The organism is Microbacterium sp. BH-3-3-3, from assembly GCF_001792815.1.
Taxonomy (GTDB): Bacteria; Actinomycetota; Actinomycetes; order Actinomycetales; family Microbacteriaceae; genus Microbacterium.
This window is the reverse complement of sequence record NZ_CP017674.1, coordinates 1,555,849-1,581,851: the sequence shown is the minus strand read 5'-3', so window position 1 is coordinate 1,581,851 and position 26,003 is coordinate 1,555,849. Positions and strand designations below refer to the sequence as shown.

Sequence of the window (26,003 nt, the reverse complement as noted above, 5' to 3'; positions counted from 1 at the left end):
GGCGGGCTCGGGGGACTCGGCGACGCCGGTCAGTTCACCACGCCGGCGCTGCACGTCTGCTGCGCCGCGCTCGACCCCGTGATCGACTCGGGAAGGGCCACCGCGCCGGTGTTCGGGTCGACGGTTCCGGGCTCGACCGCTTCGCCCTCGGAGGGCGCCTCGCTCGGCACGGCCTCACCCGGAGCGGGTTCTGCGACGACGACGCCCCCGTTCGCGCCGGCGTCGCCGGTCACCTCGATGCCCTGGTTGGCGAGAAGGGCGTCCCACAGCACCTGCGCCGCGTCGTAGTTCGGCTCGACGCGGTTGGCGTCGGCGCTGGCCTGAACGGTCGGGTACTGCACGAACACGATGTCTTGGAACGGCACGTCCTTGACCGCGGACGCGATCTGCACGAGCGTCAGCGGGTTGGTCAGGCTCTGTGTCGGCGTGACGTTGCGCAACCCCGTGGAGGCCAGACGGAACAGCGTCGCCGGGTTCGACAGCACCTCTTCGCTGACGAGCTTGCGGGCCAGACGCGACATGTACTGCTGCTGGTTGCTCACGCGCGCGAGGTCGCTGCCGCCCACGCCGTAGCGGGTGCGCAGGAACTGCAGGGCCTCGAGACCCTGGATGGTGCGCGGACCCGCGGCCCAGTCGATGCCGGTGTTCTCGTCGCGCATGTCGCTGGCGAGGCAGATCTCGACGCCGCCGATGGCGTTGGTGATCTCGATCACGCCGCCGAAGGTGACCATCGCGCCGAACTGCACGGGTTGCCCGCTCATGTCGGAGATCGCCGTCATCACGCACGACAGTCCGCCGTAGGTGTAGATCTCGTTGATCTGCACGTAGCCGCCGCCCCAGCGGTCGCCGTCGGCGGTGTCGCAGGCCGGGGCGTCGAAGAGCAGGTCGCGCGGGAACGACACCACCGTCACCCGACGCGGGGCATCGGAGATGTGCACGAGGATGTTGACGTCGTTGAGCTGCCCCTCGGCGTCGGGGCCCTCGCAGCGCTCGCCGAAGACCTCGCGCAGGCTCTCTTCGCACGCGTCGATGCCGACGACCATCATGTTCACGCCGCCCTCGAGCTCGCTGAGGTCGGGCGGGACGGGCGGCTGGTTCTCGACGACGACGGCCTCTTCGGTGAAGCTCGTGGTCAGGTCGTAGGCGGTGTACGCGGCAACGCCCGCGGCCGAGACGAGGACCACCACGACGGCGACGGCGAGAACGGTGAGCAGCTGAGCGATCGGGTGCGGGGACCGCAGGCGCGCGTGCTGTGCGACGGTGCGACGGCGCATGGTTCCTCCTCGAATTCCCCCGAGTCTAGGGGCACCGGATGCCGCGGCTCGGCGGTCTCGGCGAGGCGTTTCACGCCGGGCTCGCTGGTCGGGTCGGGCTCGTGCGCCCTGCGCGCTCCGCGGGCTGACGCGTCAGTCGCGCCGCCGCCGCGGCGTCAAGCGCACCGCGGGCAGGGGCGGAGCGGGAATGCGCTCGGGGCCGTGATCGATCACCGTGCCGAAGCGGTCGGCCCGGGCCTCCCAGGCGTCGCGCGCCTCGACGATCTCATCGTGCGAGCGGCCGACGAAGTTCCACCACATCACGATGTCGGCTTCGAACGGCTCTCCGCCCAACAGGAAGACCCGGGCGCCGCCGTCGCTGCGCAGCTCGAGGTTGTCGCGTCCCTTGCCGACGTAGACCAGTCGACTGTCGTCGATCGCCACGGTGGATCCCGGCTCCAGACCCGGCGCCGGTCGTCGCGCGGCGTCGGCGTCGACGGCATCCATTCCCGTCACGGCGTCGGCATGGCCGGTCATGCCGTACAGGGCATACTCCCACTCGGGGCGAAGGGGCACGCGCACGGTCACGCCGGCGGGCAACCGCAGCTCGGCCCCGACGATCGGGGTGTGCACCGTCGCGGGAGAAGCGACATCGCCGAGTTCGCCCATCACGACGACCGCGTCGGCGCCGTCGCCGAGGTCGATCGTGGGCAGGTGCTCGTGTCGCTCGAAGGCGGGAGCACCGTGCCGGCGCGCGTCGGGAAGCGCGACCCACAGCTGAAGGGCATCGAGGGGGATGGGTCCCTCGCCGACGGAGTATTCCGAGTGCGCGATGCCCGCGCCGCTGGTCATGAGGTTCAGCGCCCCCGGCCGAACCACGACGTCGCTGCCCACCGCGTCGCGGTGCCGCACCTCGCCCACGATCGGCCACGTCACCGTCTGCAGGCCGATGTGCGGGTGCGGTTCGACCCGCATGAGGGTCTCTTGCGGTCCGAACCGGTCGAGGAAGCACCACGCCCCCACCATCGGCAGCGCGCGATGCGGCAGCGTGCGGTGCACCTCCATGCCCCGGACGCCGCCCAACGGCACCTCGCGCGCCTCGATCACGAGGGAACGCGGTCCGTCGCACGCGATCGGACCCTCGGATGCCGGCGGGGCGACGTCGAGTCGGGTCACGAGGGTTCGCCGGGCCCGGCGGCGTCGGCCGCGTCGTCTTCGTTCGGCCACTCCACGACGAGGCCCGGCACGTCGTTCTCGCGCAGGTAGTGCGCCACGAAGGGGCACGACGGGATGATGCTGCCGCCGCGTCGGGCGAGGTCGGCCAGCGCCTCGCTCGCGAGGACCTTGCCGAGGCCGCGACCGGCGAAGGCCGGGTCGACCTCGGTGTGGGGGAGGGTCGTGCGGTCCTCACCCGCGGGGCGGAAGTCGAGGAAGCCACCGAGCTCGTCGCCCACGTGGATCTCGTAGCGGCGCGCCTCGTCGTTTCGGGTCACAGTCAGTTCGTCGGCCATGGGCGTCTCCTGTCGTCGGTGTCCGTCGTCGGTGTCCACGACAACGTACGTGCGTCCCGCGGTGTTCCGCCATCCCCGCCCGGTCGACGACGGATCTGGTACCCCCGGTCTTCGCGGAGCCTCACCCGCCGAGGGAATCCACGAACCGCGTCGTCTCGGCCGAGATCTCCGCGGCCGCCGTGTGGTGCAGGTAATGACTGCCCGACACCAGGACGACCTCGCCGTTCTGCACGCTCGCCGCCTGGCGCTCGTGCAGCCCGACCCAGTCCTCCACGTCGGGATCGTCCGCGCGCACGAACAGCAGCACGGGCAGGTCGGGGGCGAACACCTGGGCGCTGACCTCGGCGAAGTTCGCCGCGGTGCGATCCATCTCGTCGAGCATCGTGGATGCCGTCGAGTTGCGCGTCGTCAGGATGCGCATCTGCTCCTTCGCGCTGTCGTCGAAGTCGGCGCCCGCATAGGGGTCGGGGCCGATCGCCTGCAGGACGCGTGTGATGCCCAGGGCGTTCATCGTCGCCACGGCATCCGTCGGCAGCGCCTCGGTGCTGCCCGGCTGGTCGGGCACGCTGGAGTCGATGCCGACGAAGGCGTCGACCTCGTCGCGATAGGCGGCGGTGTACGTCAGGGCGTAGATCCCCGAGATCGAATGCCCGGCCAGGATGTAGCGGTCGACGCCGAGGTACTGCAGCGCCTCGTGCACCTCGCGCGTGATGTTCTCCGCCGTGCGCGGCACGTCGGTCTGGTCGCTGAGGCCGGTGCCCAGGGGTTCGACGGCGATCACTCGGAAGGTGTCGTCGAGCTCATCGATGAGGGGCGCGAAGTCACGGCCGGGGGCGCCCGTTCCCAGGCCCGGGAGCAGCACGATCGTCCGGTCGTGATCGCCCTGGACGACCACGTTCATGCGGTGTTCCCCCACCGGGACGAGCTGGCCGTAGGGGACGATCCGCTCCGCCTCGGTGGCCGTGGCGACGGCGTTGACGGTCGAGGTGACGCCGACGGTGAGCAGGGGCACGCCCAGCAGCAGGACGGGCACCAGTACCAGGGCCACTTTCGTGGTTTTCCTCATTCTCGATCTCCTCGGGTGCGACGGCGGGCGCCGTGAGCGTCACCCGTCTTCCAGCACACCCGAGGCGCGCCTCGGCGGGCAGTGTCGTCGGTCACCGCTCTCCGTGACATTCGTCACGACCCGCCGAGGGGATCAGCGCGGGACGCGCGCGCGATGGCGGCGCACCGCGGCGCGATTCGCGCAGCGCACCGAGCAGTACCGTTGCCGGCCGTTGCGCGTGACGTCGACGACCACGCGATCGCAGGGCTCGGCGGCGCATCGAGCGAGGCGGGTCATTCCCCGGGTGACGAGGTGCAGCGACGTGCCGACCGAGATGACCGCCGCGAGCACGCGGGGGAGCGATTCGTCGCTGTCGCGGTAGTGCAGGTGCCACCCCTCGCCGTCGTGGTTCGTCAGACGGGGGTAGGCCGTGACGGCGGCCATCTGGGCGTTCAGCCGCGCCGCGCGCGCATCGGGATCGGTCTCGTCGACGATCCGCAGCCACTCGTCGACGACGGTGCGGGTGCGTTCGTGGTCGTCGGGTGCCGCGGGGAAGGTCATCGTCATCCCGCTCTCGCGCGTGCGGCGTTCGATCCCCTCGCGGTCGGCCGGCCAGTCGTTCGCCAACGAGGCGGCCAACAGGACGGCGTACTCGCCGTAAGGGTTGAGATGCATAACGGCATTACATCACGCTGGTTCCATGACCGCCCTCCCGACCGTCCTGCCCGCCGCCCCGGCATCCGTCCACGAACACGCGTGGCTCACCGAATCTGTGCACCCCACGAGCGCCGGACGCGTGCGTTACGTGCGCTGCACGGGCTGCGCCGCCCGACGCGTGGACCTGGATCCGGTGTCACCGGCGCCGCCCGTTGCGATGACCCGATCGATCGGCTGACCACGCCTCCTCGCGCGCCGCGCGAGACGGTAGCGTCGGAGCAGACCATCGACGGGGGATGCATGAACGCTCTGGGCCTGATCGCCACGACCGCGGGCGCGGTGCTCGTGCTCGCCGTGGTGCTGCACGTCTGGTATGCGATGGGCCTGTCGCGCGTCTTCGCGGCGCGCGGCGCGGAGCCCTGGCGCGCGTGGGTGCCGATCGTGAACGACGCCGAGGTCTTCCGGCTGGGGCGGGTCGACCCGGTGCGCGCCGTGCTGCTGCTCGTGCCTTTCGTCAACGTCTACGCCCTCGTGCTCAAGGCGACCGCGGCGCACCGCCTGGGCGCTGCGTCGGGACGCGGTGCCGGTACGACGGCGCTGGCGCTCGTTCTGCCGCCCGTGTGGGCGGGGATCCTCGCCGCACCCGGAGCGACCCCGGATGCCGCGAAGCCCCACGACGCGAACGACCCCGCGGTCGACGAGGCCGCGGTCGACGACGCCGAGGAGCCCTCGTCGGGTCCCCTGACCGCGGTCCCCGGGGCGGGAACGCCGGCCGCGGCCGCCGGAACCCGCCGCGCTTCGCGCTCGGTCGAGGTCCCCGCCGCCGTACCGGTGCTGGCCGGACCCGTCGACGTCCCCCCTCGGGGTGCGTCGGTCAGCACGACGACGCCCGAGGTCGGATCCTCCGTGCCGGTCGCTCCCCCCTCCGCCTCCGCCGTGCGCGGCGACGATTCCGGCCCGGCCGAGCACGGCGTCGCGCCGGTGAGTGCCGCCCCCGTCGCCCCGAGCGCCGAGAGCGGCCTCGGGGGGATCGACGCCGCGGACGGACCCGCGGCCGCCGACACCGGCGCGCCGTTCGACCGGGTCGCCGAGACGACCGACGCCACGGCATCCGCCGCCGACCGCGCCGAGATGCCGGTCGCGGCGCCGCTCGACGAATCGACGCAGACCGCTCGGCCCCGCTCCCGCCGCCGGGGGGAGTGGATCCTCGGCCTCCCCGACGGGGAGCAGGTGAGCATCGCCGGACGAACCGTCGTGCTCGGACGCAAACCCGCGCAGACCGAGGAATCCGTGCAGTACATCGCGGTCGCCGATGACACCCGCACCATGTCGAAGCAGCATGCGCGGCTCGACTGGACGGTGACGGGCTGGACCATCACCGACCTGGACTCGACGAACGGCGTGACGCTGCTGCACGACGACGGGCGCAGCGAACGGCTGCGCGCGCAGACCCCCGCTCTCGCCTCGGAGCGGTTCCGTCTCGGCGACGCGCAGATCGATCTGCGTCCCGGCGCGATCGCCTAGTCGGCCGGCGCGTCTCCGTAGAGTCCACGGCCCGTGGGGGCGGGTCGGCGGAGCTCGGTCTCTTCGCGGCGTCGGCTCACGAGGACCGCGAGGGCTCCGATCGCGCCCAGCACGATGAGACCGGCGACGCCGATCCCCGTCGCCAGGGTGATGGCCGCGGCATCCGGTCCGGGTCCGACGACCACCGCGACGGCCTCGGGCGTCTGCGTCGGCTGCGGCGTGGACGCGGCACCCGGGAAGGGGCTCTTGGGGCCGCGGAGCCCTGAGCCGGGCACGAGCACGATCGCGTCGTAGGGCTGCACGATGCCCCAGCCCGACGAGTTCGAGCGCGTGTCGGGCTGCGCCCGCACGGCCGTCGCCTCGAGGCGGTAGGCCCACTGCGCGGGCGTCTCGTCGGGATGGGCGGCGGCGACGAGGGCCGCCGCGGCCGAGACGTAGGCGGCGGCGTAGCTGGTGGCGGGGGCGTCGGTGGCGACCGCGCAGTCGCCGCCCTGCGGCCACGCCGACGCGATGTTCTGCCCGGGGGCGGCCAGCGCGACATGGGAGCCGCGGATGCTCGCACTCGTGACGACGCCCGCGTCGTTGGCGGCCGCGACCCCGATGGCGCCGGAGAAACCGGCGGGGTAGCGCGTGCCGTCGGAACCGTTCTCTTCGACCGCGGAGGTGGAGTCGCGGTTGCCGGCGCTGGCGACGACCAGGCTGCCGCGATCGCGCGCGTACGCGACCGCGTCGGCCAGGGCCGCGTTCTTCTCGGTCGTGCTCATCGAGACGTTGATGATCTGCGCGCCACGGTCGGCCGCGATGCGGATGCCCTCGGCGATGCGCGCGGTGTTCGGACCGAACCCGGCCTCGACCTGCTGATCGGAGTCGCCGGCGTACACGCGCACCGGCAGGATCCGCACCTCGGGGGCGAGTCCCTGAACGCCCGACTTCGGGATGAGCCGGGCCGCGATCTGCCCGGCGATCACCGTTCCGTGCCCGTAGAAGTCGGTGCGCCCGATGCCGTCGGTGCCGTCGGGCACGAGGTTGACGCCGGCGATGATCGCGTCGTCGAGGTGGGGGTTCGGGGCGACGCCGGAATCCACGACGGCCACCGTGATGCCCGCGCCGCGGGTGAGCTCCCACGCCGCCTCGCTCTGCAGCTTGTCGAGGGCGGGCGGGGTCTGGCTGATCCGCGTCGCCGCGAGGCACTGGTCGCGCGACGACGACACGACACCGGATGCCGGGCCCGAGGCCTGAGCGGCGGCGGGCGAGGCCGACAGCAGCAGACCCGCGACGAGGATCGCCGCACCGAACCCGCCGGTCCGCCGGCGAAGGGTCACTTCGACCCCGTGGTCGGGGACTGCTGCGCGGCGCTCTCGCTCAACGACGGGCCCGTGCGCAGCAGCGCCGTCCACCCGTCGGTCACGGCGGCGACGTCGGAGGGGGAGTAACCGAGGCGGGCGATGGTCTCGTCGGTGGCGTTCGGCAGCGGGTAGGCCGTGCCCGTGGCATCCACCAGGGTCAGCACGCTGGAGCTCTGGTCTCCGCGCCCTCCGGCGCGCACGAGGGCACCGTGGCTCGGGTCGACCCGTACGCCGGCCGTGACGGGCGCCGAGGCCGGCTGAGTGGCGAGAGCGGTCGTCGCCTGCCCCTCGCCGCCCCGGAGGATCGCGCAGGGGCGTTCGCCGGCGGCGACGGTCTCGAAGCCGGTGCGCGGCCACTCGTCGCCGAGGCCGGTGGGCGCCGTCGAGAGCGTGCGGATCTCGTCGGCGGTGACCTCGGTCACGGAGCCGTTCAGCGCGCTGCCGCTGCCCAGCTGGTAGAGCTGCCAGGCGAGGGGGGTCAGCGCCTCGAGCACCCCGCCGGTCTGCACGAGGAACCGCTCGTCGTCGGCCGAACCGGCCTGCCGGATCACCTGGCCCACCTTGAGGTTGGTCCCGGGCACCGAGGCGCCGTAGTTCTGCAGCGTCAGGGGGGTGAGGGGCGTGCTGGCGGTGAACAGATCGAGCCACGCCGCGGGCACCGTCACCGGCGACAGCGCCGAGATGCCGGCCGCGCGCAGCACGGCGTCGGCGTCGCTGCTCGACACCGCGAAACTGCGACCCCCCAGCACCACGTGCAGGATGCCGTCGACCGAGACGACGACCGCGCGGTCGGTCTCGGTGGCCGGACCGCTCGCCGTGGACAGGCGCACGTCGAGGCCGGCGACGTCGGAGACGCACGCGCTCCACCCGGTGTTGATGAGCCCCGACGCGGGTGGGATCTCGTCGGGCGCGCCCGTGATGCCGAGGGTGTCTCCCACGGGAGTGCCGGCCAGGGTCGCCTGGTCGGTGGAGATCACGCCGAAATCGCTCGCGGGCAGCAGCAGGCGGGCGCTGGCCGTGTTGATGACGGGGTGCAGGACGCCCTCGACGGTGACGAAACGCGCCCCGGTGTCGGAGACGAGCACGAGCTTGCCGTTCTCCCATCCCGTCGGAAGGCCGGGGCGGATCAGCCCGTAGAACACGCCGACCAGCACGACGATGACCGTGAGGGCGATGGCCGCGATGACCGCGCGCAGCGGAGACGTCGGCTGCAGTTCCTTGCCGCCCGGCGCGCCGCTGACGAACGCGGTGAGCAGGCGTCGGCGCGAGAAGTTCTGCGCCTCGATCAGGTCGCCCTTGGTGGCCACGACGTCAGGCCAGACCGGAGGCGATGACCGACAGCGGAAGCAGCGACGCCAGCACCAGCAGTTCGGCGGTGTCGGCGATCCGGATCAGCCGCAGGCGCGTCTTCGGAGCCAGCAGGGTGACGGTGACCACGCTGACGGTGGCGATCGCGAGCACGACCAGGATGCCGACACGCAGGTCGGGCTGCGTCAGCGAGGCGACCACGCCCGAGACGACGAGACCCAGGATGCCGGTCGTCATCACCGTCAGCACGCCCGCTCGCGCGAACGTCTGCCGGGAGGGGAACATCATGCCGGCGAAGGCCAGGGCGCCCAGGAGCGCCCCCGCGGCGTTCTGCGCGGCGACGAGGGGGACGGCGAGGAGCACGGACGCGGCGAGGGCGAGCCGCAGGGCCATGAGGATGCGCTTGCCCTGCGCCACCCGCTCCGCGACGTCGTCGGCGTCGATGGGCTCCGGTTCGGCGAACATCTCGGCGTCGCTCTGCGGCGAGACGATGCGCAGTCGAGTGGTTCCGAGGGCGAGCCACGGGAGTGCGCCGCCGAGGGTCGCGACGATGCCGACCATGAGCGTCCACACGGTCGCGCCGGGGAAGAAGGCGGCGAAGGTGCCCGTGACGCCGATGACCCCGCCGGCGATGAGGGGCGCCAGCTGAAGTTCGGCGCGGTCGCGGGTGAGGGCCAGAGCGACGCCGGCGATCACGAAGGCTCCGCCCCCCGCGGCGGCGAGGGGCCAGCCCCAGATGTCGAACGCCGGCGGGACGGAGAGGAACCCCGCGACCGCCGCGAACACGGCGGCCGCCATTCCCAGGCCCTGGCCGGCCTCGCGTTGGCCGAGCCGCGCGACGACGGCCGCGACGACGAGCAGCACGACCGCGCCGCCGCCGGCGACCAGGGCGCCGAAGGGGAGGGCGCGACCGGCGGCGAGGAGCAGCACCGCGCAGACGCCGAGCAGGGCCAGGCTGACCGCGAGGGCCGTGCGGGCGTTGTCGCGCGTCGTCCAGGGCCGGTTCTGCTGCGACGTGGCGTCGATGACGGCCTCGACGATGTCGTCATAGACGCGCGGCTGAGCGACGAGCCCGCCACGCACGAGGGTGAGCACCTCTCCGTCGACGATGCCCTGGGCCGAGGCCCCGCGCGACGGATCGACGGTGGTGCCGTCGGCTCGCTGCAGGGCGTAGCCGGCGGAGGTCATCGACGGATCGAGCACCCCGAGCGATCGGGCGAAGCCCGGCAGGAACTCGATGACGGGCACCTGAGCGGGAATCGCGATGTCGAGCCGGCGGCCCTCGCTCTGCACGGACAGGCGCAGCAGCGCCCGTGTGGCGTTCATGACGTCAGCCATCCGCGGCCCCCTCTTTCCGGACCGAAGCCCCCTGCGGTCAGACCCCGAAATCCTATCGTCGGGGCACGGCGTTCCGCGCGCCGAGCACGGGACCGCGCGTCCGATCGGAGCGCCCGGTCACGTGCTCGGTCGACGCGTTCAGCCGAAGCGCGCCGCGGACGCGCGGTCGGCCGTGACGTAGTCGTCGGCGATGTTGTCGGTGGCGGTCGAGATGCGGTGCAGGGCGTCCCTCATCTGCTCGAGGGTGGCGCTCCACTGCTGCTGCGCGTTGTTGTAGGCGACCTGGGCGGTGCCCTCCCATTCGCCGCGCAGTCGGGACACCTCGGCATCGAGGCCGCTCAGAGCGGCGTCGATGCGGCCACTCTCGGCGCGCAAGCGGCCGGCCGCAGCGTGCAGGGATTCGGGTGTGACGCGGAGATCACTCATCTCATTCGCCTCCCAGCAGTGAGCCCAGCCCGTGGATCGTCGTGCTGTGCGCCTCTTCGACGGCTTCCTGGTCACGCGCCGTCGCGGTCAGGGCGGCGCTGAGGGTGACCAGCACGTCGTTGAGACGGTTCGCCCCGGCCGTCCACTCGTTCACCAGCACCCCGTACGCCGTGGCGGCGTCGCCCGTCCAGTTGGCGCGCAGCTCGTCGAGCTCGGCGAGGACCCGGCGGGCGCTGTCGGCGATGTCGGCGTGCGTGCCCGCCACCACTTCGGCGCCTCGGACGAGGGCGCCCTCGCCCGCGGAGATGCGATCAGACATTGTCCTCACTCCTGTCGGACCCGTCGCGACCGCCCGCCTGGGCGTTCTCGGAACGGGGACCGATCTCTTCGTCGTCTTCCATGCGGGGAGCGATGGGGCCACCGAGGCCGCGTGCCGCCTCGTCCTTGCGGTCGGACCGCGAACCCGGTCCGCCCATCCCACCGACGCCCCGGTTGCCGCCCGCTGCGCCGCGCGTCGCGCCGGACGCGGCGCCCGCGCCGCGCGCTCCGCCCGCGGCGGTCGCCGCTCCACCGGCACCGCGGCGTCCTCCGCCGGCGGCTGTGCCACCACCGGCCGTGCCACCGCCTGCCGCTCCGCCCATGCCGGCACCGCGCATGCCCGCGCCGCGTGCCGTCGACGAACCGGCCGCGCCGCCGCCGACACCGCCGAGCCCACCGACACCGCGGGCGCCGGTCCCCCCGCCGGGGGTCTTGCCCAGAAGTCCGCCCGCGCGCCCGCCGGCGCCGCCGCCACCCGCCACGGCCCCGCCGCCGCCGAAGAGGCCGCCACCGGCGCCTCCCGTCGGGGCGCCGACGCGACCGAGCGCGAGGGCGCCGCCGCCGCCGGCGACGAGTCCGGCCGACAGGCCCGAGCCGAGGCCTGCGCCCGGACCACCGGGGGTGCCGATCAGTCCGCCGCCGCCGCCTCCTCCGCCGGGCAGGCTCGGGATGCCGCCGGGAAGGGTGGGCGAGCCCGAGATCGGGCCGTCGGGAGTCGGGTCGGGCGGGATGTTCTCGAGGTCGATCGGCGGCCGACCGGTCGGCAGGTCGGGGTGGCCGTTCGGGAAAGGACCGTACTCGCTCGGGCCCGAGGGGGTGCCGGGCAGCGTCTCGTAGTCGCCGGGGGTCTCACCCATCGAGGGGGGCGGAATGTCGATGCCGCCGTTTCCCCCGCTGCTACCGCCGCCGCCGGGGCCGAGCGGCGACACGTCCCAATTCGGGTACTGCTCGATGCTCCGACCGCCGATGCGTCCAGGCCCGGGTTGCGAGCCGGGTCCCGGGGCGGGCGACGGATCGTCGTCGGGCGTGGCCGTCGGGTTGAACGGTGGTGGGTTGGTCATCGAGATCTGGTCGAGCTCGTCGGAGTGCGCTTGGAACTTCGTCCTCGCGTCGTCTTCGCGTCGATCCGCCAGGTAGCCGTTGATGACGTTGGTGGCACCTTCGCCCGCGAGGAACGACACGGGACCGAGCATGAAGGTGGAGCCCATGGCGGCCCCGCGGACCGCGGTCTCCTGCCCGGGAGTCATCTCCCCGGCGGGCAGCGAGGCCAGCGAGTCCCGCGCGCGCGAACGGATGTCGTTGGCATCAGCGAGGTATCGGGGGATCTCGTCTTCGACGTAGCCGATCTGCTTCGAGACCTCCGACGCGGTGGAGCTGAAAGCCGCTTGCGCCGACGTTCCCGCTCGTCCCACCAGGCCCGGGTCGCTGGCGACGCGATCGAGGACGTTCTTGAGCGCCGTGAGGCCGCTCACCAACTCGGTGCGCGTCGGAACGTCCCATGGAACGCCACCCTCGGCGAGGCGCTGCAGGCGCAGTTCCCAGTCTCCGGTCATGACGACTTTCCTCCCTCTGCCTTGCGGCGTCGGCTGATGGTGATGATGACGATGGTGATGACGATCGCGAGGACCACGAACCCGACGACCGCGCCGATGATCCAGGGGACGAGTGCCCCGATGTCGAAGCCGCTGGGCTCGTCGCCGTAGGCGTCGAAGCTGCGCGACCGCGCAGCGGGGGCGACGTAGCCCTGCGTCTTGGCGGTGGCGATCTGTTCCGCGGTCGGCATTCCCGCGGGCTTGTCCATCAGCGGGGTCTCGTCGGGGTACTGCAGCGGATCGACGGAGAGAAGCGACGACAGCCAGGCGGCGCCGTAGCCGTAGCCGTCATCGGTGCGGGCCGGCGTGTGCACCTCGTCGTTCGTGGTGGCGATGAGGGCCTGCACCAGCTGGTTCCCCGTCGCCTGGGGCGTCTTCTGGGCGGCCAACGCGAGCATTCCCGCGACCAGGGGAGCGGTGTTCGACGACCCCGTCCCCGATCCGGTGGCCGACCAGTCGCCTTCGCGCCCCACCCCGGGGATCCGGAACCCTCCGGCGACCACGGTGGTGTGGGTGATGACGTAGTCCGAGCCGTCCGAGCTCTTCTGGATGTGGCCTTCGCGATCGATGGCCGTGGTGGTCACGACGCCGTTGAGCGCACCGACCGAGGTCTCGGAGTCGCCGAGTTGGCTGGGGTTCGCCGAGGCGCTGACGACGGCGACACCCTTCGCGATGGCGTACGCGATCACCGGGGCGTCCCGCTCGTCCCAGGGCTGGCCGACGGCCGTGTAGACGATCTCGTTGCCGTCGTCGACGGCGGTCTTGACCGCCAATCCGAATTCGCTGATGTCCTCGTCGGAGTTGACGTCGCACCGCTCGTCGCTCTCGGGCCCGTATCCGTAGACGGTGACGTCGGCGTCGGGGGCCACACCGTTGATGTTGCCCGACCCGGTTCCGTTGCCGATGAGCAGTGCGGTCATCGTGGTTCCGTGACGCGCTGCCGAGTTGGCATCCGCCGTCTTCACCTCGGGGGCGTTGGAGCAGATCGGGAAGTCCGAAATGCGGAGGTTGCGTCCCTCGAACACCGGGAGGTCGGGATTGATCTGCTTCTCGATGACTCCGACCTTGACGCCCGCGCCGGTGAGGCCGGCCGCGTGCGCCGCGTCGACGCCGTAGGTGGAGTACCAGAACGCGAGGTTCTCTTGCGGGTTGTCGCTCTCGCCCTCCGCGAGGGCGGGGGAGGCGGCGCCGAAGGAGACGATGGTGGCGACGAGAACGGCGCCGACGGCGCGGCCCGCGGAACGGGGCGCGCTCATCACAGAGGGATGTTCCGACTCGAGAACGGCGATCGGCTGCCCGCCGACGGGGGCGTCGCCGCCGCGTCGATCAGCGAGAGGGCGTTGGTGGCGTCGCTGGCGTTCATCTCGTCGCGATCGCGGAGCGTGGTGACGGCCTGAGCGAGCGCTTCGGCGTTCTGCTGGACGTACTGGCGTACCTCTTCGATGCGCATACCCAGCATCTGGGCGCGCTGCTCGAGGTGCGACGTGAATGCGGCCGCGGGGACCTCGGTCGAGTTGCCTTCGACCATCGCGATGACGGCGGCGGACGGCAGCTGATCGGTCGATGTCGTCAGCGTGCTCGAGTTGTGAAGGGGAAGGTCGCCTTCGTAGCCGATGTCAGACATGGGATCACTCGTTTCTCGAGGTCAGAAGAGGGTGATGCGCGGAGTCTCCGCGCCCGCGACGCCGGGCCGGGGCGGTGCGTGCGACTCCGACGGCGGCGCAGCGCCGCAGAAGAAAGCCTGTCAGGGCCGAAAGAACCGGCGGTCGCGAGTCGCGACCGCCGGCTCGATGCGACTCAGACGAAGCGGCCGGCGGCGGACTTGTCGGTCGAGGTGTAACCCTGGGCCATCTCGTCGGTCTTGGCGGCGATCTGCTGGAGCAGTTCGTTCAGGCGCGTGATGGACTGCGTCCACTGAGCCTGGGCCTGGTCGTAAGCGGTCTGCGCTTCACCGTCCCAGGAGGCGCGCAGCGCGCCGACCTGCGACTCGAGGTCGTCGAGACGGGTGCGGATGCCGGAGGCACCGTTGCGGATCTGACCGGAGAGGGCGATGACCTGCTCGGGACGAACGGACATGGACTGCATGGGAGTTCCTTCTTTCGTGTCGAGCGGGGTCAGCCGAGCAGCGAGCCCAGGTTGCCGATGGTCTGCTGGTGCGACTCTTCCGAGGCCGCCTGGTCGCGCTCGGTGCCGCGCAGAGCGTCTTCGAGCGTGACGAGCACGTTGTTGAGCTTGGTGGTCTCTTCGTTCCACCGCTGCATGAGCTGCGTGTAGGAACCGGCGGCGGCGCCGGTCCAGAAGCCGGCCACCTGGTCGAGCTCGGTACGAACCTTGCGAACCTGCTCGTCGATGCCCGACTTCGCGGTGTTGACCGCTTCGGCTCCGCGACGAAGCGCACCCTCCTGGGCTGCGATGAGATCTGCCACGTCTGTCTCCTCGTTGTTCCTCCGGGCGCGCCCGGGCGTTGCGGATCATGTCTTCACGCACGGGAATCGGACCCGGACGCGGGATCGATGGAACAACCGGAGCCCCCCACCGACCCACTGAATGTACGTAAAGGAGGGGGTCACGGCAAGCCTCTTGCGCAAACCCAAAAATGACAAAATTCTCATCTTCACACCCCGGCCGTCGAGGACCACGCGGCCGGTGCCGGGCGGCTACGCTGGTGCGGTTCCCGCGCCTTCCGAGGCGGACGGGCGGCGAGAACGAGGGGGACCGTTGAGCGCTGAGGTGGTGCACGGGCGACGTGTCGCGCTGGTCGACGGCGCCACGCGGTTCGATCTCGTGGTTCCGCTGCACGCCAGCGTCGACGACGTCCTGCGCGCCGCGGCCGTCACGGGCGACGGCGTGCGGGTGGTGGGCATCGCCGGCCGCGAGATCGATCGGTCCACGACCATGCGCTCCCTCGACGACGGCTCCGTCCTGGTCCTCGTCGATCCCGCGGCCTCGTTCGCCGCCGCGACCGCCGACGCGAAGCGGCCCGTTCTCGCCCGTCGGGCACCGGCCGTGTGGTCGGTGCTGGCGGCGGGGGGCGGCATCCTGGCCCTTCTGCGTCTTCTCGGCGGCGACGCCCTTCCGGCGTCGGTCCGCGTGCCGGTCGCGGTCGTCGCGCTGATCGCCGCGCTGGCCTCGGCCACCGCGTTCTCGCTGTCGGCCCGCTCGACCACGTCGACCCTCGTTCCCGTGGTCGCCCTGATCTCGCTCGCGTTCGGGGGAGGGGTGGCCGTCGTCCCCGACGTGCCGGCGTCGTCGGCGTCGGTGGCCGTGTTCACCGGGCTGCTCGGCGGGGCGATCCTCGCCGGCGTCATCGGCGTGCTCGGCGCTCCCGAGACCCTGCGCGCGCAGGGTCGGACGGCCGCGATCGTGGTGGGCGTGCTCGCGGGCGTCTGGGGCCTCTCTCTTCTTCTGCATCTCGACCCCACGGCGCCCGCGGCCGTCACGCTCGGTCTCGTCCCCGTCGCGCAGCGCGTGCTGCAGGCGAGCCTCGTCGACGTCGCGCCCGGCACGTTCGTCGACTACGCCCGGTTCCAGACCACGCGGTGGACGGTGCGGCAGAGCCTGCCCGACGAGGTGCGCACGATCGAGGCGGCCGATGCCGACGCCCTGGTCGAGCGCTCCACGGCCCGACTCACCATCGGGGTGCTGCTGCTGATCCTGGCGGGGGCGGCCAGCGCGTTCACCGCGCTGCCGTCGTTCCCCTCCGACGATCCGGTGATCCTGGGCGGGCGGATCGCCCTGGCGACGACGGTCGTGCTGGCGTTGCTGCTCGGCTCGCGCAAGAGCACCGTGCCGTTCCTCCGCTGGGTCGAGCGAGCGGGGGCCGCCGTCGTCCTGGCCGCGGTGCTGGTGGCGCTGCTCCCCGCGATCTCGTCGGGCCTGCTCGTGGTGATCGCCGGCATCTGCCTCGCGGTGGGTCTCGGGTGCGCGCTGCTGACGGTGCCCATCGGCCGCGGCTTCCGCTCCCTCGGCTGGTCGCGCACGGGCGACGTCTTCGAGGCGCTCGCGACGGCTCTGTCGCTCCCGGCGGGCATGCTCGCCGCCGGAGCGATCGAGATCGCGCGTGCGATGATGGCGACATGACGCAGACGCCGCCGTTCGGCGCGCCCGCGACGGTGGGGGTGCGCGTGGGCGCCTTCAGCGTCGACGCCGCCCTCGTGGTCATCGCCGCGGGCGTGGCATCGCTTCTCGGCTCTCCCGTCCTCGGTGCCGCGGTCGCGGCCGAGGCGTTGTTGGGGCTGTGGATCCTGCAGGCGCGTCGGGGGTCGACCCCCGGTGCCCTGCTGTTCGGTGTGCGCACGTCGCGGATCGAGGCGCCGCTCGTCCCCGGCGCCGGGCGCGCCTTCGTCCGCGGCCTGCTCGTCGTGCTCGGCGGGCTGGTGCTCGTGGCGGGGGCGTGGGTCGTCGTGGCCTCGGCCGCCTTCGACCGCTCGGGTCGGCGACGCTCGTGGGCGGATCGCGCGGCGGGAACGGTCCTTCTGGCCGTCCCGCGGGGCGAGAAGGCCCCGGATGCCGACGACCCCCGCGCTCTGTCGGAGCCCACGGTCCATGCGCGACCGGCGTCACCGCGCGAACCCCTCCGCGTCGACGCCGGCGTGGCGGCGCTTCCGTCCGCCCCCGAGTGGGATTCCCCGCTCATCGCGATCGAGGCGCCCACGTCGGCGGGCGCACGCCCGGCCCCCGTGGCTCCGGCCGCGACCGTCGACGCCGACGGTGACGGCGACGCCGCGCCGACTCCGCGCACCGGTGTGACGGGCGCCGAGCTGCTGGTCGTCTTCGACACCGGCCAGCGCGCGCAGTTCGCACTCCCCGCCGCGGTCAACTTCGGGCGCGCACCGGTCGCCGATCAGACCGGCGACGTGCTCATCGCGGTCGACGACCCCGACCGCCTCATCTCCAAGACGCACCTGCGCCTCGAACACGACGGCGAGGTGGCGTGGGTCATCGACGCCGGATCGACGAACGGCTCCGAGCTCATCGACGACGACGGCGCCGTCCATCCCCTCCCTCCCGGTGCGCGCACCCTGCTCGAGGACGGCACCCGCGTGCGCCTCGGCGAACGCGTCTTCACCCTCAGTCGCCTGATCGGAGGTCCCGCGTGAGCACGGGTCCGCGCATCGCCCCGCCGTCGCTGCCGAACGGGCGGATCGTGCTGCAGCCGCCGCCCGAGCTCGTGCCGAACGAGGGCGGCAGCGGCATCCTGACCTCGCTCCTGCCGATGCTCGGCAGCGTGGGCGCCATCGTGATGGTCACCATCTCGAACAGCGGGCCGACGGGCTTCCTCATCGGCGGCATGTTCCTGCTGTCGTCGCTGGGCTTCGTCGCCGTCAACGGCTGGCGTCAGCGCGCCCAGCGAAACGCCGAGGTGCTGGGCAATCGACGCGAGTACCTCGCGTACCTGTCCGACCTCCGCGAGACCGTGCGGGTCGCCGCGCGCAAGCAGCGTCGCCACGGCGGATGGATCATGCCCGCTCCCGCCGCCCTGCCCTACATCGCCGAGGAGCGGTCCCGCGTCTGGGAACGCCAGCCGGGCGATGAGACGTTCCTCCTCGCGCGCATCGGCGTCGCCGATCAGCCGCTCAGCCTCGCGCTCGAGGCACCCGAGCTGCCGCCCCTGGCGCAACTCGATCCGGTCGCCGCCTCGGCCGCCCACCGCTTCATGCTGACGCACGAGATCCAGCGCGACCTTCCTCTCGGCTTCCCCCTGGGCGACTACGCGCGCATCGAGCTCGTGGGCGCCGACGAAGACGCCGTGCGCAGCCTCGCGCGCTCGCTCGTCGCCTCGGCGGCGACGCTGCACGATCCCGAGGACGTGATCGTCGCGGTGCTCGCCGGCCCCGCGCAGACGGCCGCCTGGGACTGGGTGAAGTGGCTGCCGCACGCGATGTCGTCGCGGGTGCAGGACCGGCTCGGCCCCGCGCGCATGATCTCGGGCTCGCTCGACGAGCTCGTCGACATGCTGCCGACCCAGCTCGCCGGTCGTCCGCGGTTCGCGCCCGGCGGCGGGGTCACCCCGCACGTCGTTCTCGTCGTCGACGGTGTCGACACGATGGCGCACGCCTCGTTCGCGGGGCTCGAGGGCGCGCAGGGCGTCACCGTGATCGACCTGCCCTCGCGGTGGGACGAGCTCGACGATCCGTCGATCGCGCGCGTGGCGCTCGCCGAGACCGTGGCTCCCGTGCGGCCCCGCCGCGGCGAGACCGCGGCCGTCGTCGCGCCCGCGGAGTTCATCGACGGCGCGGGGCGTGCGCAGACCTTCTACCCGGATGCCATGACCATCGCCGAGGCCGAGGCCACCGCGCGCCGGCTCATGCCGCTGCGGCCCGCGCCCATGGTGGTCGTCGACGCGCCGACGACGCAGGGTCAGGCCGAGCTGACGGAACTGCTCGGCCTTCCCGACGTGCGCGCGGTCGACTTCGACCAGGCGTGGAGCCCGCGCCTCGAGCGCGACCGCTTGCGCGTCCCGATCGGTCAGGAGCCGTCGGGGGCGCCGCTCATCCTCGACCTGAAAGAGTCCGCCTCGCAGGGTATGGGGCCCCACGGCGTGATGGTGGGGGCGACCGGTTCGGGTAAGTCCGAGGTGCTCCGCACCCTCGTGCTCGCGCTCGCGATGACCCACTCGCCCGAGCAGTTGAACTTCGTCCTCGTCGACTTCAAGGGCGGCGCGACCTTCGCGGGCATGGCCGACATGCCCCACGTCTCGGCCGTCATCACCAACCTGGGGGCCGAGCTCGCTCTGGTGGACCGCTTCCAGGACGCCCTGCAGGGCGAGATCGTGCGCCGTCAGGAGCTGCTGCGCGCGTCGGGCAACTTCGCCAACGTCGGCGAGTACGAGGCGGCGCGCCGCGGCGGTCGCTCCGATCTTGCTCCGCTCCCGGCCCTGCTGGTCGTCGTCGACGAGTTCTCGGAGCTGCTGTCGGCCAAACCCGAGTTCGTCGACAGCTTCCTCAACATCGGGCGCGTCGGCCGATCGCTCCACGTGCATCTGCTCCTGGCATCCCAGCGCCTCGAAGAGGGCAAGCTGCGCGGGCTCGACACGTATCTGTCGTACCGGATCGGTCTGCGCACCTTCTCGGCCGCCGAGTCGCGCACGATCATCGGCACGCCCGACGCGTACACGCTGCCGCAGGAACCGGGCGTGGGCTTTCTCAAGAGCGACACCGAGAACCTCGTGCAGTTCCGCGCGGCGTACGTGTCGGGGCGGCCGAGGGGCAACCCCGGCGTCGCCGTCGACGAGTTCGACGCCGTCTCGTCGGGGCCTGCGCGGGTCGAGGTGTTCACGGCCATGGCCCAGCCCGACGACGACACCGACATCGAGATGGATGCCGCGCCGGCGGCGATCTCGGCGCCCGTCGCCGAGAAGCGGTCGACGTTCCAGATCGCCGTGGACCGCATGAAGGACCGCGGTCCCGAGGCCCACCAGGTGTGGCTGCCGCCGCTGGCCGAACCGTCCCCCCTCGACGAGCTCATGCCCGACCTGGCGGAAGACCCCGTGCTGGGCCTCGTCTCGCGCCGGTGGCGTGACGCCGGAGCCCTCACCGTGCCGATCGGTGTCGTCGACATCCCGCTGGAGCAGCGCCGCGACCACCTCACGGTCTCGCTCGGCGGTGCGGCCGGTCACGTCGCGATCGTCGGTTCGCCGCTGAGCGGCAAGTCCACGCTCGCGCGCACCCTCGTCTCGGCGCTGGCGCTGACGGGCACCCCGCAGGAGCTGCAGTTCTTCGTGCTCGATTTCGGCGGCGGCGGCTTCACGGCGATGCAGCGGCACCCGCACGTGGCCGGTGTCGCCACGCGAACCGAGCCCGAGGCCGTGCGTCGCGCGGTGGCCGAGGTCGAGGCCGTGCTCGACGCGCGCGAGCAGTACTTCCGCCGCAACGCCGTCGACTCCATCGAGACGTACCGCTCGCGACGGCGCGACGGGCGGCTCGACGACGGCTTCGGCGACGTCTTCCTCGTGGTCGACGGGTGGTCGACGCTTCGGGCCGAGTTCGAGCCCCTCGAAGCCCGCATCCAGACGATCGCCGCGCGCGGCCTGAGCTTCGGCGTGCACGTCGTGGTGACCGCGAACCGGTGGCTCGAGATCCGCGCGGCACTCAAAGACCTCATCCAGACGCGGGTCGAGCTGCGTCTGGGCGACCCGACCGACTCCGACGTCGACCGCAAGCAGGCGGCCAACGTGGCCGCGGGCCAACCCGGCCGTGGTCTCAGCGCGACCAAGCTGCAGATGCTCACCTCGGTGCCGCGCATCGACGGCTCCGGCGACGCGGGCACCCTCGCCGACGGTGTGGCCGACATGATCGGCAAGGTCGCCGCCGCCTGGCACGGCGAGCCCGGGCCGAAGATGCGACTGCTCCCCGAGACGATCTCGCTCGACGAGGTGCGCGCGCTCGCCGCGCCCGACGACCCGCGCCTGCTGCTCGGCATCGAGGAGGCGCAGCTGTCGCCCTTCGGCGTCGACCCGCGCGTCGAGTCGCACCTGTTCGTCTACGGCGACTCGGGAATGGGCAAGTCGGCGTTCCTGCGGGGCGTGGCGAAAGAGATCCAGCGCCTGTACACGCCCGCCGAGGCGAAGATCTTCGTCGTCGACTACCGTCGCGCGCTGCTCGGTGAGATCCCCGACGACTACCTCGGGGCCTATCTCACCTCGCACGACCTGGCCACGGGCGGAATGAACGACCTCGCGCAGTACTTCTCCACGCGCATCCCCGGCCCCGACGTGACCCCCACGCAGCTGCGCGAACGCAGCTGGTGGAAGGGCGCCGAGGGCTTCATCCTGGTCGACGACTACGACCTCGTCGCCACCAGCCAGGGCAACCCTCTCGCGGTGTTGCAGCCGCTGCTGGCGCAGGCCGGCGACCTCGGTCTGCACGTCATCCTGACGCGTCGGTCGGGCGGTGCGAGCCGAGCGGCCTACGACCCGATCATCCAGCGCTTCACCGATCTCGGCGTGACCGGCATCCTGCTGGGGGGGAACCCCGAAGAGGGCGCCTTGATCGGTCGGGTCAAGCCCGAGCGGGCAGCGCCGGGTCGGGCACAGATCGTCAGCCGCGAGCACGGTCTCGTCGCCTCGCAGCTGGTCTTCTCGCCGCCGACGAGCTGATCACCCCTCCTCCCCACCGCCCCGGCCTCCCCCGATGGAGGTCGGGGCGGTGTCGGTGTCGGTGGGGCGGGTTACCGTGGAGGGGTGACATATCCCGGCGCCGCACCCGAGTCGTACGCCGACGCGCCGCCCGAGTCGTACGACACCCCCGACGACCCCTACGCGGGAGCGGACTGGGACCCCGATCTGTTCGCCCCGCCCGACGACCTCGACGCCCCGCCGCCGCCGACGGATGCCGCGAACTCGCGGTTCGCCCGCGCCGCGGTCGCGACGGGCACCGCCCGCGAGCTCCCGGCCGTGCGCGACTTCACCGGACGCGATCCGCGCGAGGTGCTGCACGAGGTCTACGGCTACGACGCGTTCCGCGGCGACCAGGCCGACATCGTGCAGCACGTCGTCGACGGCGGCGACGCGGTGGTGCTCATGCCCACCGGCGGCGGCAAGAGCGTCACGTACCAGGTGCCCGCCCTCGTGCGCCCGGGCACGGGCCTGGTCGTCAGCCCGCTGATCGCCCTCATGCACGACCAGGTCGAGGCGCTCATCGCCAACGGCGTGCGTGCCGGGTACCTCAACTCCACGCAGGCCCCCGCCGAGCGGCAGGCGGTGGAACAGGCCTTCCTCGCCGGCGAGCTCGATCTGCTCTACGTCGCCCCCGAGCGCCTCAACGGCGCGCAGACGCTGGGGCTGCTGTCGCGCGGACGCCTGAGCGTCATCGCGATCGACGAGGCCCATTGCGTGTCGCAGTGGGGTCACGACTTCCGACCCGACTACCTCGCGCTGGGCGACCTCGCCGAGCGGTTCCCCGGTGTGCCGCGCATGGCCCTCACCGCCACCGCGACCACGGCGACCGCGCAAGAGATCGTCGAACGTCTCCGTCTGCGCGACGCCCGCGGCTTCGTCGCCAGCTTCGATCGCCCGAACATCCAGTACCGCATCGACGCCAAGGTCGACCCGCGTCGTCAGCTGGTGCAGTTCATCAAGGCGCAGCCCGAGGGCTCGGCGGGCATCGTGTACGCGCTCAGCCGCAAGAGCGTCGAGCAGATGGCGGCGTACCTCTGCACGCAGGGGCTCGACGCGCTGCCGTACCACGCCGGTCTCGACGCCTCGGTGCGGGCGGCGAACCAGTCGCGCTTCCTCCGCGACGACGGCGTCATCATGGTCGCCACGATCGCCTTCGGAATGGGCATCGACAAGCCCGACGTGCGCTTCGTGGCGCACATCGACCTGCCGAAGTCCGTCGAAGGCTACTACCAAGAGACGGGCCGCGCCGGCCGCGACGGCGATCCCTCGGTCGTCTGGATGGCCTACGGCCTGGGCGACGTCGTGCAGCAGCGCCGCATGATCGACCAGTCGCCGGGCGACCGCTCGTACAAGATGCGCCTGGGGCAGCACCTCGACGCCATGCTGGCGCTGTGCGAGACGGTCGGATGCCGTCGGCAGAACCTCCTCGAGTACTTCGGGCAGAAGTCCGACCCGTGCGGCAACTGCGACACCTGCCTCACCCCGCCCGACACCTGGGACGGCTTGGTCGCGGCGCAGAAGCTGCTGTCGACCATCGTGCGTCTTCAGCGCGAGCGGGGCCAGGCGTTCGGTGCGGGCCACCTCATCGACATCCTGCGCGGAGCCAAGACCGAGCGCATCGCCCAGCAGGGGCACGACCGACTGAGCACCTACGGGCTCGGCGCCGACCTGTCCGATCAGGACTGGCGCAGCGTCATCCGTCAGCTCCTCGCCCGCGGGATCATCGCCGCGCAGGGCGATTACGGCACGCTCGCGCTCAGCGAGGCGTCGGCCGGGGTGCTTCGGGGCGAGTCGCCCGTTCCCCTTCGCCGCGATGCTCTCGGGCGCACGGGCGGCGGCGGTTCGACCCGGCAGCGCAAGTCGAGCGCCGACGACGTCGCGCCCGCCGATCGCGACCTGTTCGAGGCCCTGCGCGCCTGGCGCGCCGAGAAGGCCCGCGAGCAGGGGGTTCCGGCGTACATCGTCTTCGGTGACGCCACTCTGCGCGCGATCGCGGCGGCGCGACCCGCCTCGACCGGCGACCTCGACGGCATCACCGGCATCGGTGCCAAGAAGCGCGAGGCGTACGGCGACGGCATCCTCACGGTGGTCGCGGCGAACTGACGGCACGGTAAAGCGGCGTGTCCGCGGCGGCGGCGTCGGCCCGGCTCCAGCGGTCGACGCCCGCGGTCGAGCGGGGTGAGCACGCGGTGGGTGCTGCCGACGCCTCCGGCGCGCGGTCAGCGCATCCTCGGAAATGGTGACCCCCCACAACCTCCTGGCCCGACGTCCGCCGGACGAGTTGTGTACATCCCACAGGTCGATTGCCGGGGCGTTGTGGGACACCTACCGTGGGGGTATTCCTTTGCAACGTCGAAAGGTGCCGAGAATGACCGACGCCGCCGTCCGTCCCACCACGCCCGCCACGAGCACGCGTACCCCCGTCGGGGGAGCCCCCGCTGCCCCGCACACCGCCGCCGAGGCCGCCGAAGCGCGCATCGACACCGAGCGGGTCACCGACCTGCTGCTCGGCACGTGGGCCGACACCCGCCGCCAGGCGCGCGAGATGCTCAAGGATCCCGCGCTGTGGCGCGACGATTCGCTGGGCATGGACGCCCACCGCGAGCGCACGCTCAGCCAGCTGCACCTCCTGGTGCAGAACAAGGCGGTGCACCGGGCCTTCCCGAAGCGCTTCGGCGGAGAAGAGAACAACGGAGCCAACATCGCCGGCTTCGAGGAGCTGGTGGCGGCCGACCCCAGCCTGCAGATCAAGTCGGGTGTGCAGTGGGGCCTGTTCGGCTCGGCCGTGCTGCAGCTCGGCACCGCCGAGCACCACGACAAGTGGCTCCCCGGCATCATGAGCCTCGAGATCCCCGGCGCCTTCGCCATGACCGAGACCGGCCACGGCTCCGACGTCGCCGCGATCGGCACGACGGCGACCTACGACGCCGACACCGAGGAGTTCGTCATCCACACGCCCTTCCGCGGTGCGTGGAAGGACTACCTCGGAAACGCCGCCCTGCACGGCAAGGCCGCGACGGTGTTCGCGCAGCTCATCACGAACGGCGTCAACCACGGCGTGCACTGCTTCTACGTGCCGCTGCGCGACGAGTCGGGCGCCTTCCTGCCCGGCATCGGCGGCGAGGACGACGGCCTCAAGGGCGGCCTGAACGGCATCGACAACGGCCGTCTGCACTTCGACCACGTCCGCGTCCCGCGCACGAACCTGCTCAACCGCTACGGCGACGTCGCCGCCGACGGCACCTACTCGAGCGACATCGCCAGCCCCGGCCGTCGTTTCTTCACCATGCTCGGCACGCTCGTGCAGGGCCGCGTCTCGCTCGATGGGGCCGCCGCGTGGGCCTCGGCCATCGGCCTCACCATCGCCATCACCTACGGCAACCAGCGCCGCCAGTTCGACTCGGGCAGCGGCACCCCCGAGGTGACCCTGCTCGACTACGGCAAGCACCAGCGGCGTCTGCTACCGCGCCTGGCGACGACGTACGCCGAGATCTTCGCCCACGACGAGTTCCTGCAGAAGTTCGACGGCGTCTTCAGTGGCGCGCTCGACACCGATGCCGACCGCGAAGACCTCGAGACCCTCGCCGCAGCCCTCAAGCCGCTGTCGACCTGGCACGCGCTCGACACCCTGCAGGAGTCCCGCGAGGCGTGCGGCGGCCAGGGCTTCCTGTTCGAGAACCGTCTCGTGGGCCTGCGCGCCGATCTCGACATCTACGTCACCTTCGAGGGCGACAACAACGTGCTGCTGCAGCTCGTCGGCAAGCGTCTGCTCGCCGATTACGCCCGGTCGTTCAAGGGCAAGGATGCCAAGCAGCTCGCCGCCTTCGCCGTGGGCCAGACGGCCGGAAAGCTCTTCCACGGTGCCGGCATGCGCCAGCTCGGTCAGGCCGTCAGCGACTTCGGCTCCACCGCACGCTCGGTCGAGAAGGGGCTCCGCGCCGAACAGCAGCACGAGCTGCTGGCCGGCCGCGTGCAGCAGATGATCGCCGACATCGCGGGGCGCCTGCGCCCGGCATCCAAACTGTCGCGTGAAGACGCCGCCGCCCTCTTCAACGAGAACCAGTCCCAGCTCATCGAGGCGGCGCGTGCGCACGGCGAGCTCCTGCAGTGGGAGGCCTTCACCGACGCGATCAACCGGATCGACGACGACGGCACCCTGCGGGTGCTCACCTGGTTGCGCGACCTGTTCGGACTGCAGCTCATCGAGAAGCACCTCGCCTGGTACCTCATCAACGGGCGCCTGTCGACGCAGCGCGGTGCCGCGGTGTCGAGCTACATCGACCGCCTGTGCGCGCGTCTGCGTCCGCACGCGCAAGACCTGGTCGACGCCTTCGGCTACGGTCCCGAGCACATCCGCGCCTCGATCGCGTCGGGTGTCGAAGACGATCGGCAGAACGAGGCGGCGTCGTACTACGCCGCGCAGCGGGCGTCGGGCAACGCCCCCGTTCCCGAGAAGAAGCCCGCGAAGTAGCGGCGTTCCGCGGCGAGAACAAGCTCCGCGCGAACAGGCCGATCTCCCCCGGATCGGCCTGTTCGCGGCTGTGTCGCCTGCTCTCGTGACCGCCTT

General features: G+C 72.1%; 22 protein-coding genes. 7 read left to right on the top strand and 15 right to left on the bottom strand.

Annotated elements, in window-relative coordinates:
* Nucleotides 1-29: 29 nt before the first annotated feature.
* The 5 genes from BJP65_RS07325 to BJP65_RS07305 all read right to left on the bottom strand — a co-directional run bounded on the left by BJP65_RS07325 (nt 30) and on the right by BJP65_RS07305 (nt 4,484).
* The gene (locus BJP65_RS07325; RefSeq protein ID WP_070408687.1) at nt 30-1,274 is read right to left on the bottom strand and encodes an LCP family protein; all 1,245 of its coding nucleotides are present in this window, start codon (nt 1,272-1,274) and stop codon (nt 30-32) included.
* A 132-nt stretch (nt 1,275-1,406) separates the two neighbouring features.
* On the bottom strand, nt 1,407-2,429 hold the full coding sequence (locus tag BJP65_RS07320; RefSeq protein WP_070408686.1) for a pirin family protein: 1,023 nt from the start codon (nt 2,427-2,429) through the stop codon (nt 1,407-1,409).
* Nucleotides 2,426-2,764, bottom strand: a complete 339-nt coding sequence (locus BJP65_RS07315) for a GNAT family N-acetyltransferase (RefSeq protein WP_055935615.1) — start codon at nt 2,762-2,764, stop codon at nt 2,426-2,428. The genes BJP65_RS07320 and BJP65_RS07315 overlap by 4 nt, the downstream gene beginning before the upstream one ends.
* Nucleotides 2,765-2,885: 121 nt before the next feature.
* On the bottom strand, nt 2,886-3,830 hold the full coding sequence (locus BJP65_RS07310) for an alpha/beta fold hydrolase (protein ID WP_070408685.1): 945 nt from the start codon (nt 3,828-3,830) through the stop codon (nt 2,886-2,888).
* Between the two features lie 132 nt (nt 3,831-3,962).
* A complete protein-coding gene (locus BJP65_RS07305; RefSeq protein WP_055935618.1) occupies nt 3,963-4,484 on the bottom strand; it encodes a CGNR zinc finger domain-containing protein in 522 nt (173 codons plus the stop codon).
* A 25-nt stretch (nt 4,485-4,509) separates the two neighbouring features.
* On the opposite strand from BJP65_RS07305, the gene BJP65_RS07300 reads away from it, so the two are divergent.
* On the top strand, nt 4,510-4,704 hold the full coding sequence (locus tag BJP65_RS07300; protein ID WP_070408684.1) for a hypothetical protein: 195 nt from the start codon (nt 4,510-4,512) through the stop codon (nt 4,702-4,704).
* Nucleotides 4,705-4,766: 62 nt separating this feature from the next.
* Entirely contained in the window at nt 4,767-5,990 is a 1,224-nt protein-coding gene (locus BJP65_RS07295; RefSeq protein ID WP_070408683.1) for a DUF5684 domain-containing protein, read from the top strand.
* On the opposite strand, the gene BJP65_RS07290 is transcribed toward BJP65_RS07295, so the two are convergent.
* The 10 genes from BJP65_RS07290 to BJP65_RS07245 all read right to left on the bottom strand — a co-directional run bounded on the left by BJP65_RS07290 (nt 5,987) and on the right by BJP65_RS07245 (nt 14,744).
* Nucleotides 5,987-7,312 carry a S8 family serine peptidase gene (locus BJP65_RS07290; protein WP_070408682.1) on the bottom strand — a complete coding sequence of 442 codons (1,326 nt, stop codon included), beginning with the start codon at nt 7,310-7,312 and terminating at the stop codon, nt 5,987-5,989. The two genes, BJP65_RS07295 and BJP65_RS07290, sit on opposite strands and share 4 nt — an antisense overlap.
* The gene (gene eccB, locus BJP65_RS07285) at nt 7,309-8,643 is read right to left on the bottom strand and encodes a type VII secretion protein EccB (RefSeq protein WP_055831866.1); all 1,335 of its coding nucleotides are present in this window, start codon (nt 8,641-8,643) and stop codon (nt 7,309-7,311) included. Before eccB ends, BJP65_RS07290 begins: the two co-directional genes overlap by 4 nt.
* A 4-nt stretch (nt 8,644-8,647) precedes the next feature.
* Nucleotides 8,648-9,982, bottom strand: a complete 1,335-nt coding sequence (gene eccD, locus BJP65_RS07280) for a type VII secretion integral membrane protein EccD (protein WP_070408681.1) — start codon at nt 9,980-9,982, stop codon at nt 8,648-8,650.
* A gap of 138 nt (nt 9,983-10,120) precedes the next feature.
* Nucleotides 10,121-10,408, bottom strand: coding sequence for a WXG100 family type VII secretion target (locus BJP65_RS07275; protein ID WP_070408680.1), 288 nt, complete (start codon nt 10,406-10,408; stop codon nt 10,121-10,123).
* A gap of 1 nt (nt 10,409) precedes the next feature.
* Nucleotides 10,410-10,727 carry a WXG100 family type VII secretion target gene (locus BJP65_RS07270; RefSeq protein ID WP_055831859.1) on the bottom strand — a complete coding sequence of 106 codons (318 nt, stop codon included), beginning with the start codon at nt 10,725-10,727 and terminating at the stop codon, nt 10,410-10,412.
* On the bottom strand, nt 10,720-12,279 hold the full coding sequence (locus BJP65_RS07265; RefSeq protein ID WP_070408679.1) for a hypothetical protein: 1,560 nt from the start codon (nt 12,277-12,279) through the stop codon (nt 10,720-10,722). The genes BJP65_RS07270 and BJP65_RS07265 overlap by 8 nt, the downstream gene beginning before the upstream one ends.
* The gene (locus BJP65_RS07260; protein WP_070408678.1) at nt 12,276-13,574 is read right to left on the bottom strand and encodes a S8 family serine peptidase; all 1,299 of its coding nucleotides are present in this window, start codon (nt 13,572-13,574) and stop codon (nt 12,276-12,278) included. The genes BJP65_RS07265 and BJP65_RS07260 overlap by 4 nt, the downstream gene beginning before the upstream one ends.
* Entirely contained in the window at nt 13,574-13,942 is a 369-nt protein-coding gene (locus BJP65_RS07255) for a hypothetical protein (protein ID WP_055831853.1), read from the bottom strand. The genes BJP65_RS07260 and BJP65_RS07255 overlap by 1 nt, the downstream gene beginning before the upstream one ends.
* Before the next feature lie 173 nt (nt 13,943-14,115).
* On the bottom strand, nt 14,116-14,403 hold the full coding sequence (locus BJP65_RS07250) for a WXG100 family type VII secretion target (RefSeq protein WP_070408677.1): 288 nt from the start codon (nt 14,401-14,403) through the stop codon (nt 14,116-14,118).
* A 29-nt stretch (nt 14,404-14,432) separates the two neighbouring features.
* Nucleotides 14,433-14,744 (bottom strand): WXG100 family type VII secretion target, encoded by a 312-nt coding sequence (locus BJP65_RS07245; RefSeq protein ID WP_055831852.1) that lies wholly within the window; start codon nt 14,742-14,744, stop codon nt 14,433-14,435.
* Between the two features lie 292 nt (nt 14,745-15,036).
* Here BJP65_RS07245 and BJP65_RS07240 point away from each other — a divergent pair, with 292 nt between their 5' ends.
* The 5 genes from BJP65_RS07240 to BJP65_RS07220 all read left to right on the top strand — a co-directional run bounded on the left by BJP65_RS07240 (nt 15,037) and on the right by BJP65_RS07220 (nt 25,907).
* Entirely contained in the window at nt 15,037-16,398 is a 1,362-nt protein-coding gene (locus BJP65_RS07240) for a hypothetical protein (protein ID WP_156784845.1), read from the top strand.
* The gene (locus BJP65_RS07235; RefSeq protein ID WP_055831847.1) at nt 16,395-17,417 is read left to right on the top strand and encodes an RDD family protein; all 1,023 of its coding nucleotides are present in this window, start codon (nt 16,395-16,397) and stop codon (nt 17,415-17,417) included. Before BJP65_RS07240 ends, BJP65_RS07235 begins: the two co-directional genes overlap by 4 nt.
* Entirely contained in the window at nt 17,414-21,415 is a 4,002-nt protein-coding gene (gene eccCa / locus BJP65_RS07230; RefSeq protein ID WP_070408675.1) for a type VII secretion protein EccCa, read from the top strand. The genes BJP65_RS07235 and eccCa overlap by 4 nt, the downstream gene beginning before the upstream one ends.
* A gap of 84 nt (nt 21,416-21,499) precedes the next feature.
* Nucleotides 21,500-23,539, top strand: coding sequence for a DNA helicase RecQ (gene recQ / locus BJP65_RS07225; RefSeq protein ID WP_070408674.1), 2,040 nt, complete (start codon nt 21,500-21,502; stop codon nt 23,537-23,539).
* Nucleotides 23,540-23,804: 265 nt separating this feature from the next.
* Complete coding sequence (locus BJP65_RS07220; protein WP_055831841.1) at nt 23,805-25,907, top strand: acyl-CoA dehydrogenase; 2,103 nt, start codon at nt 23,805-23,807, stop codon at nt 25,905-25,907.
* The last annotated feature ends 96 nt before the right edge of the window (nt 25,908-26,003 follow it).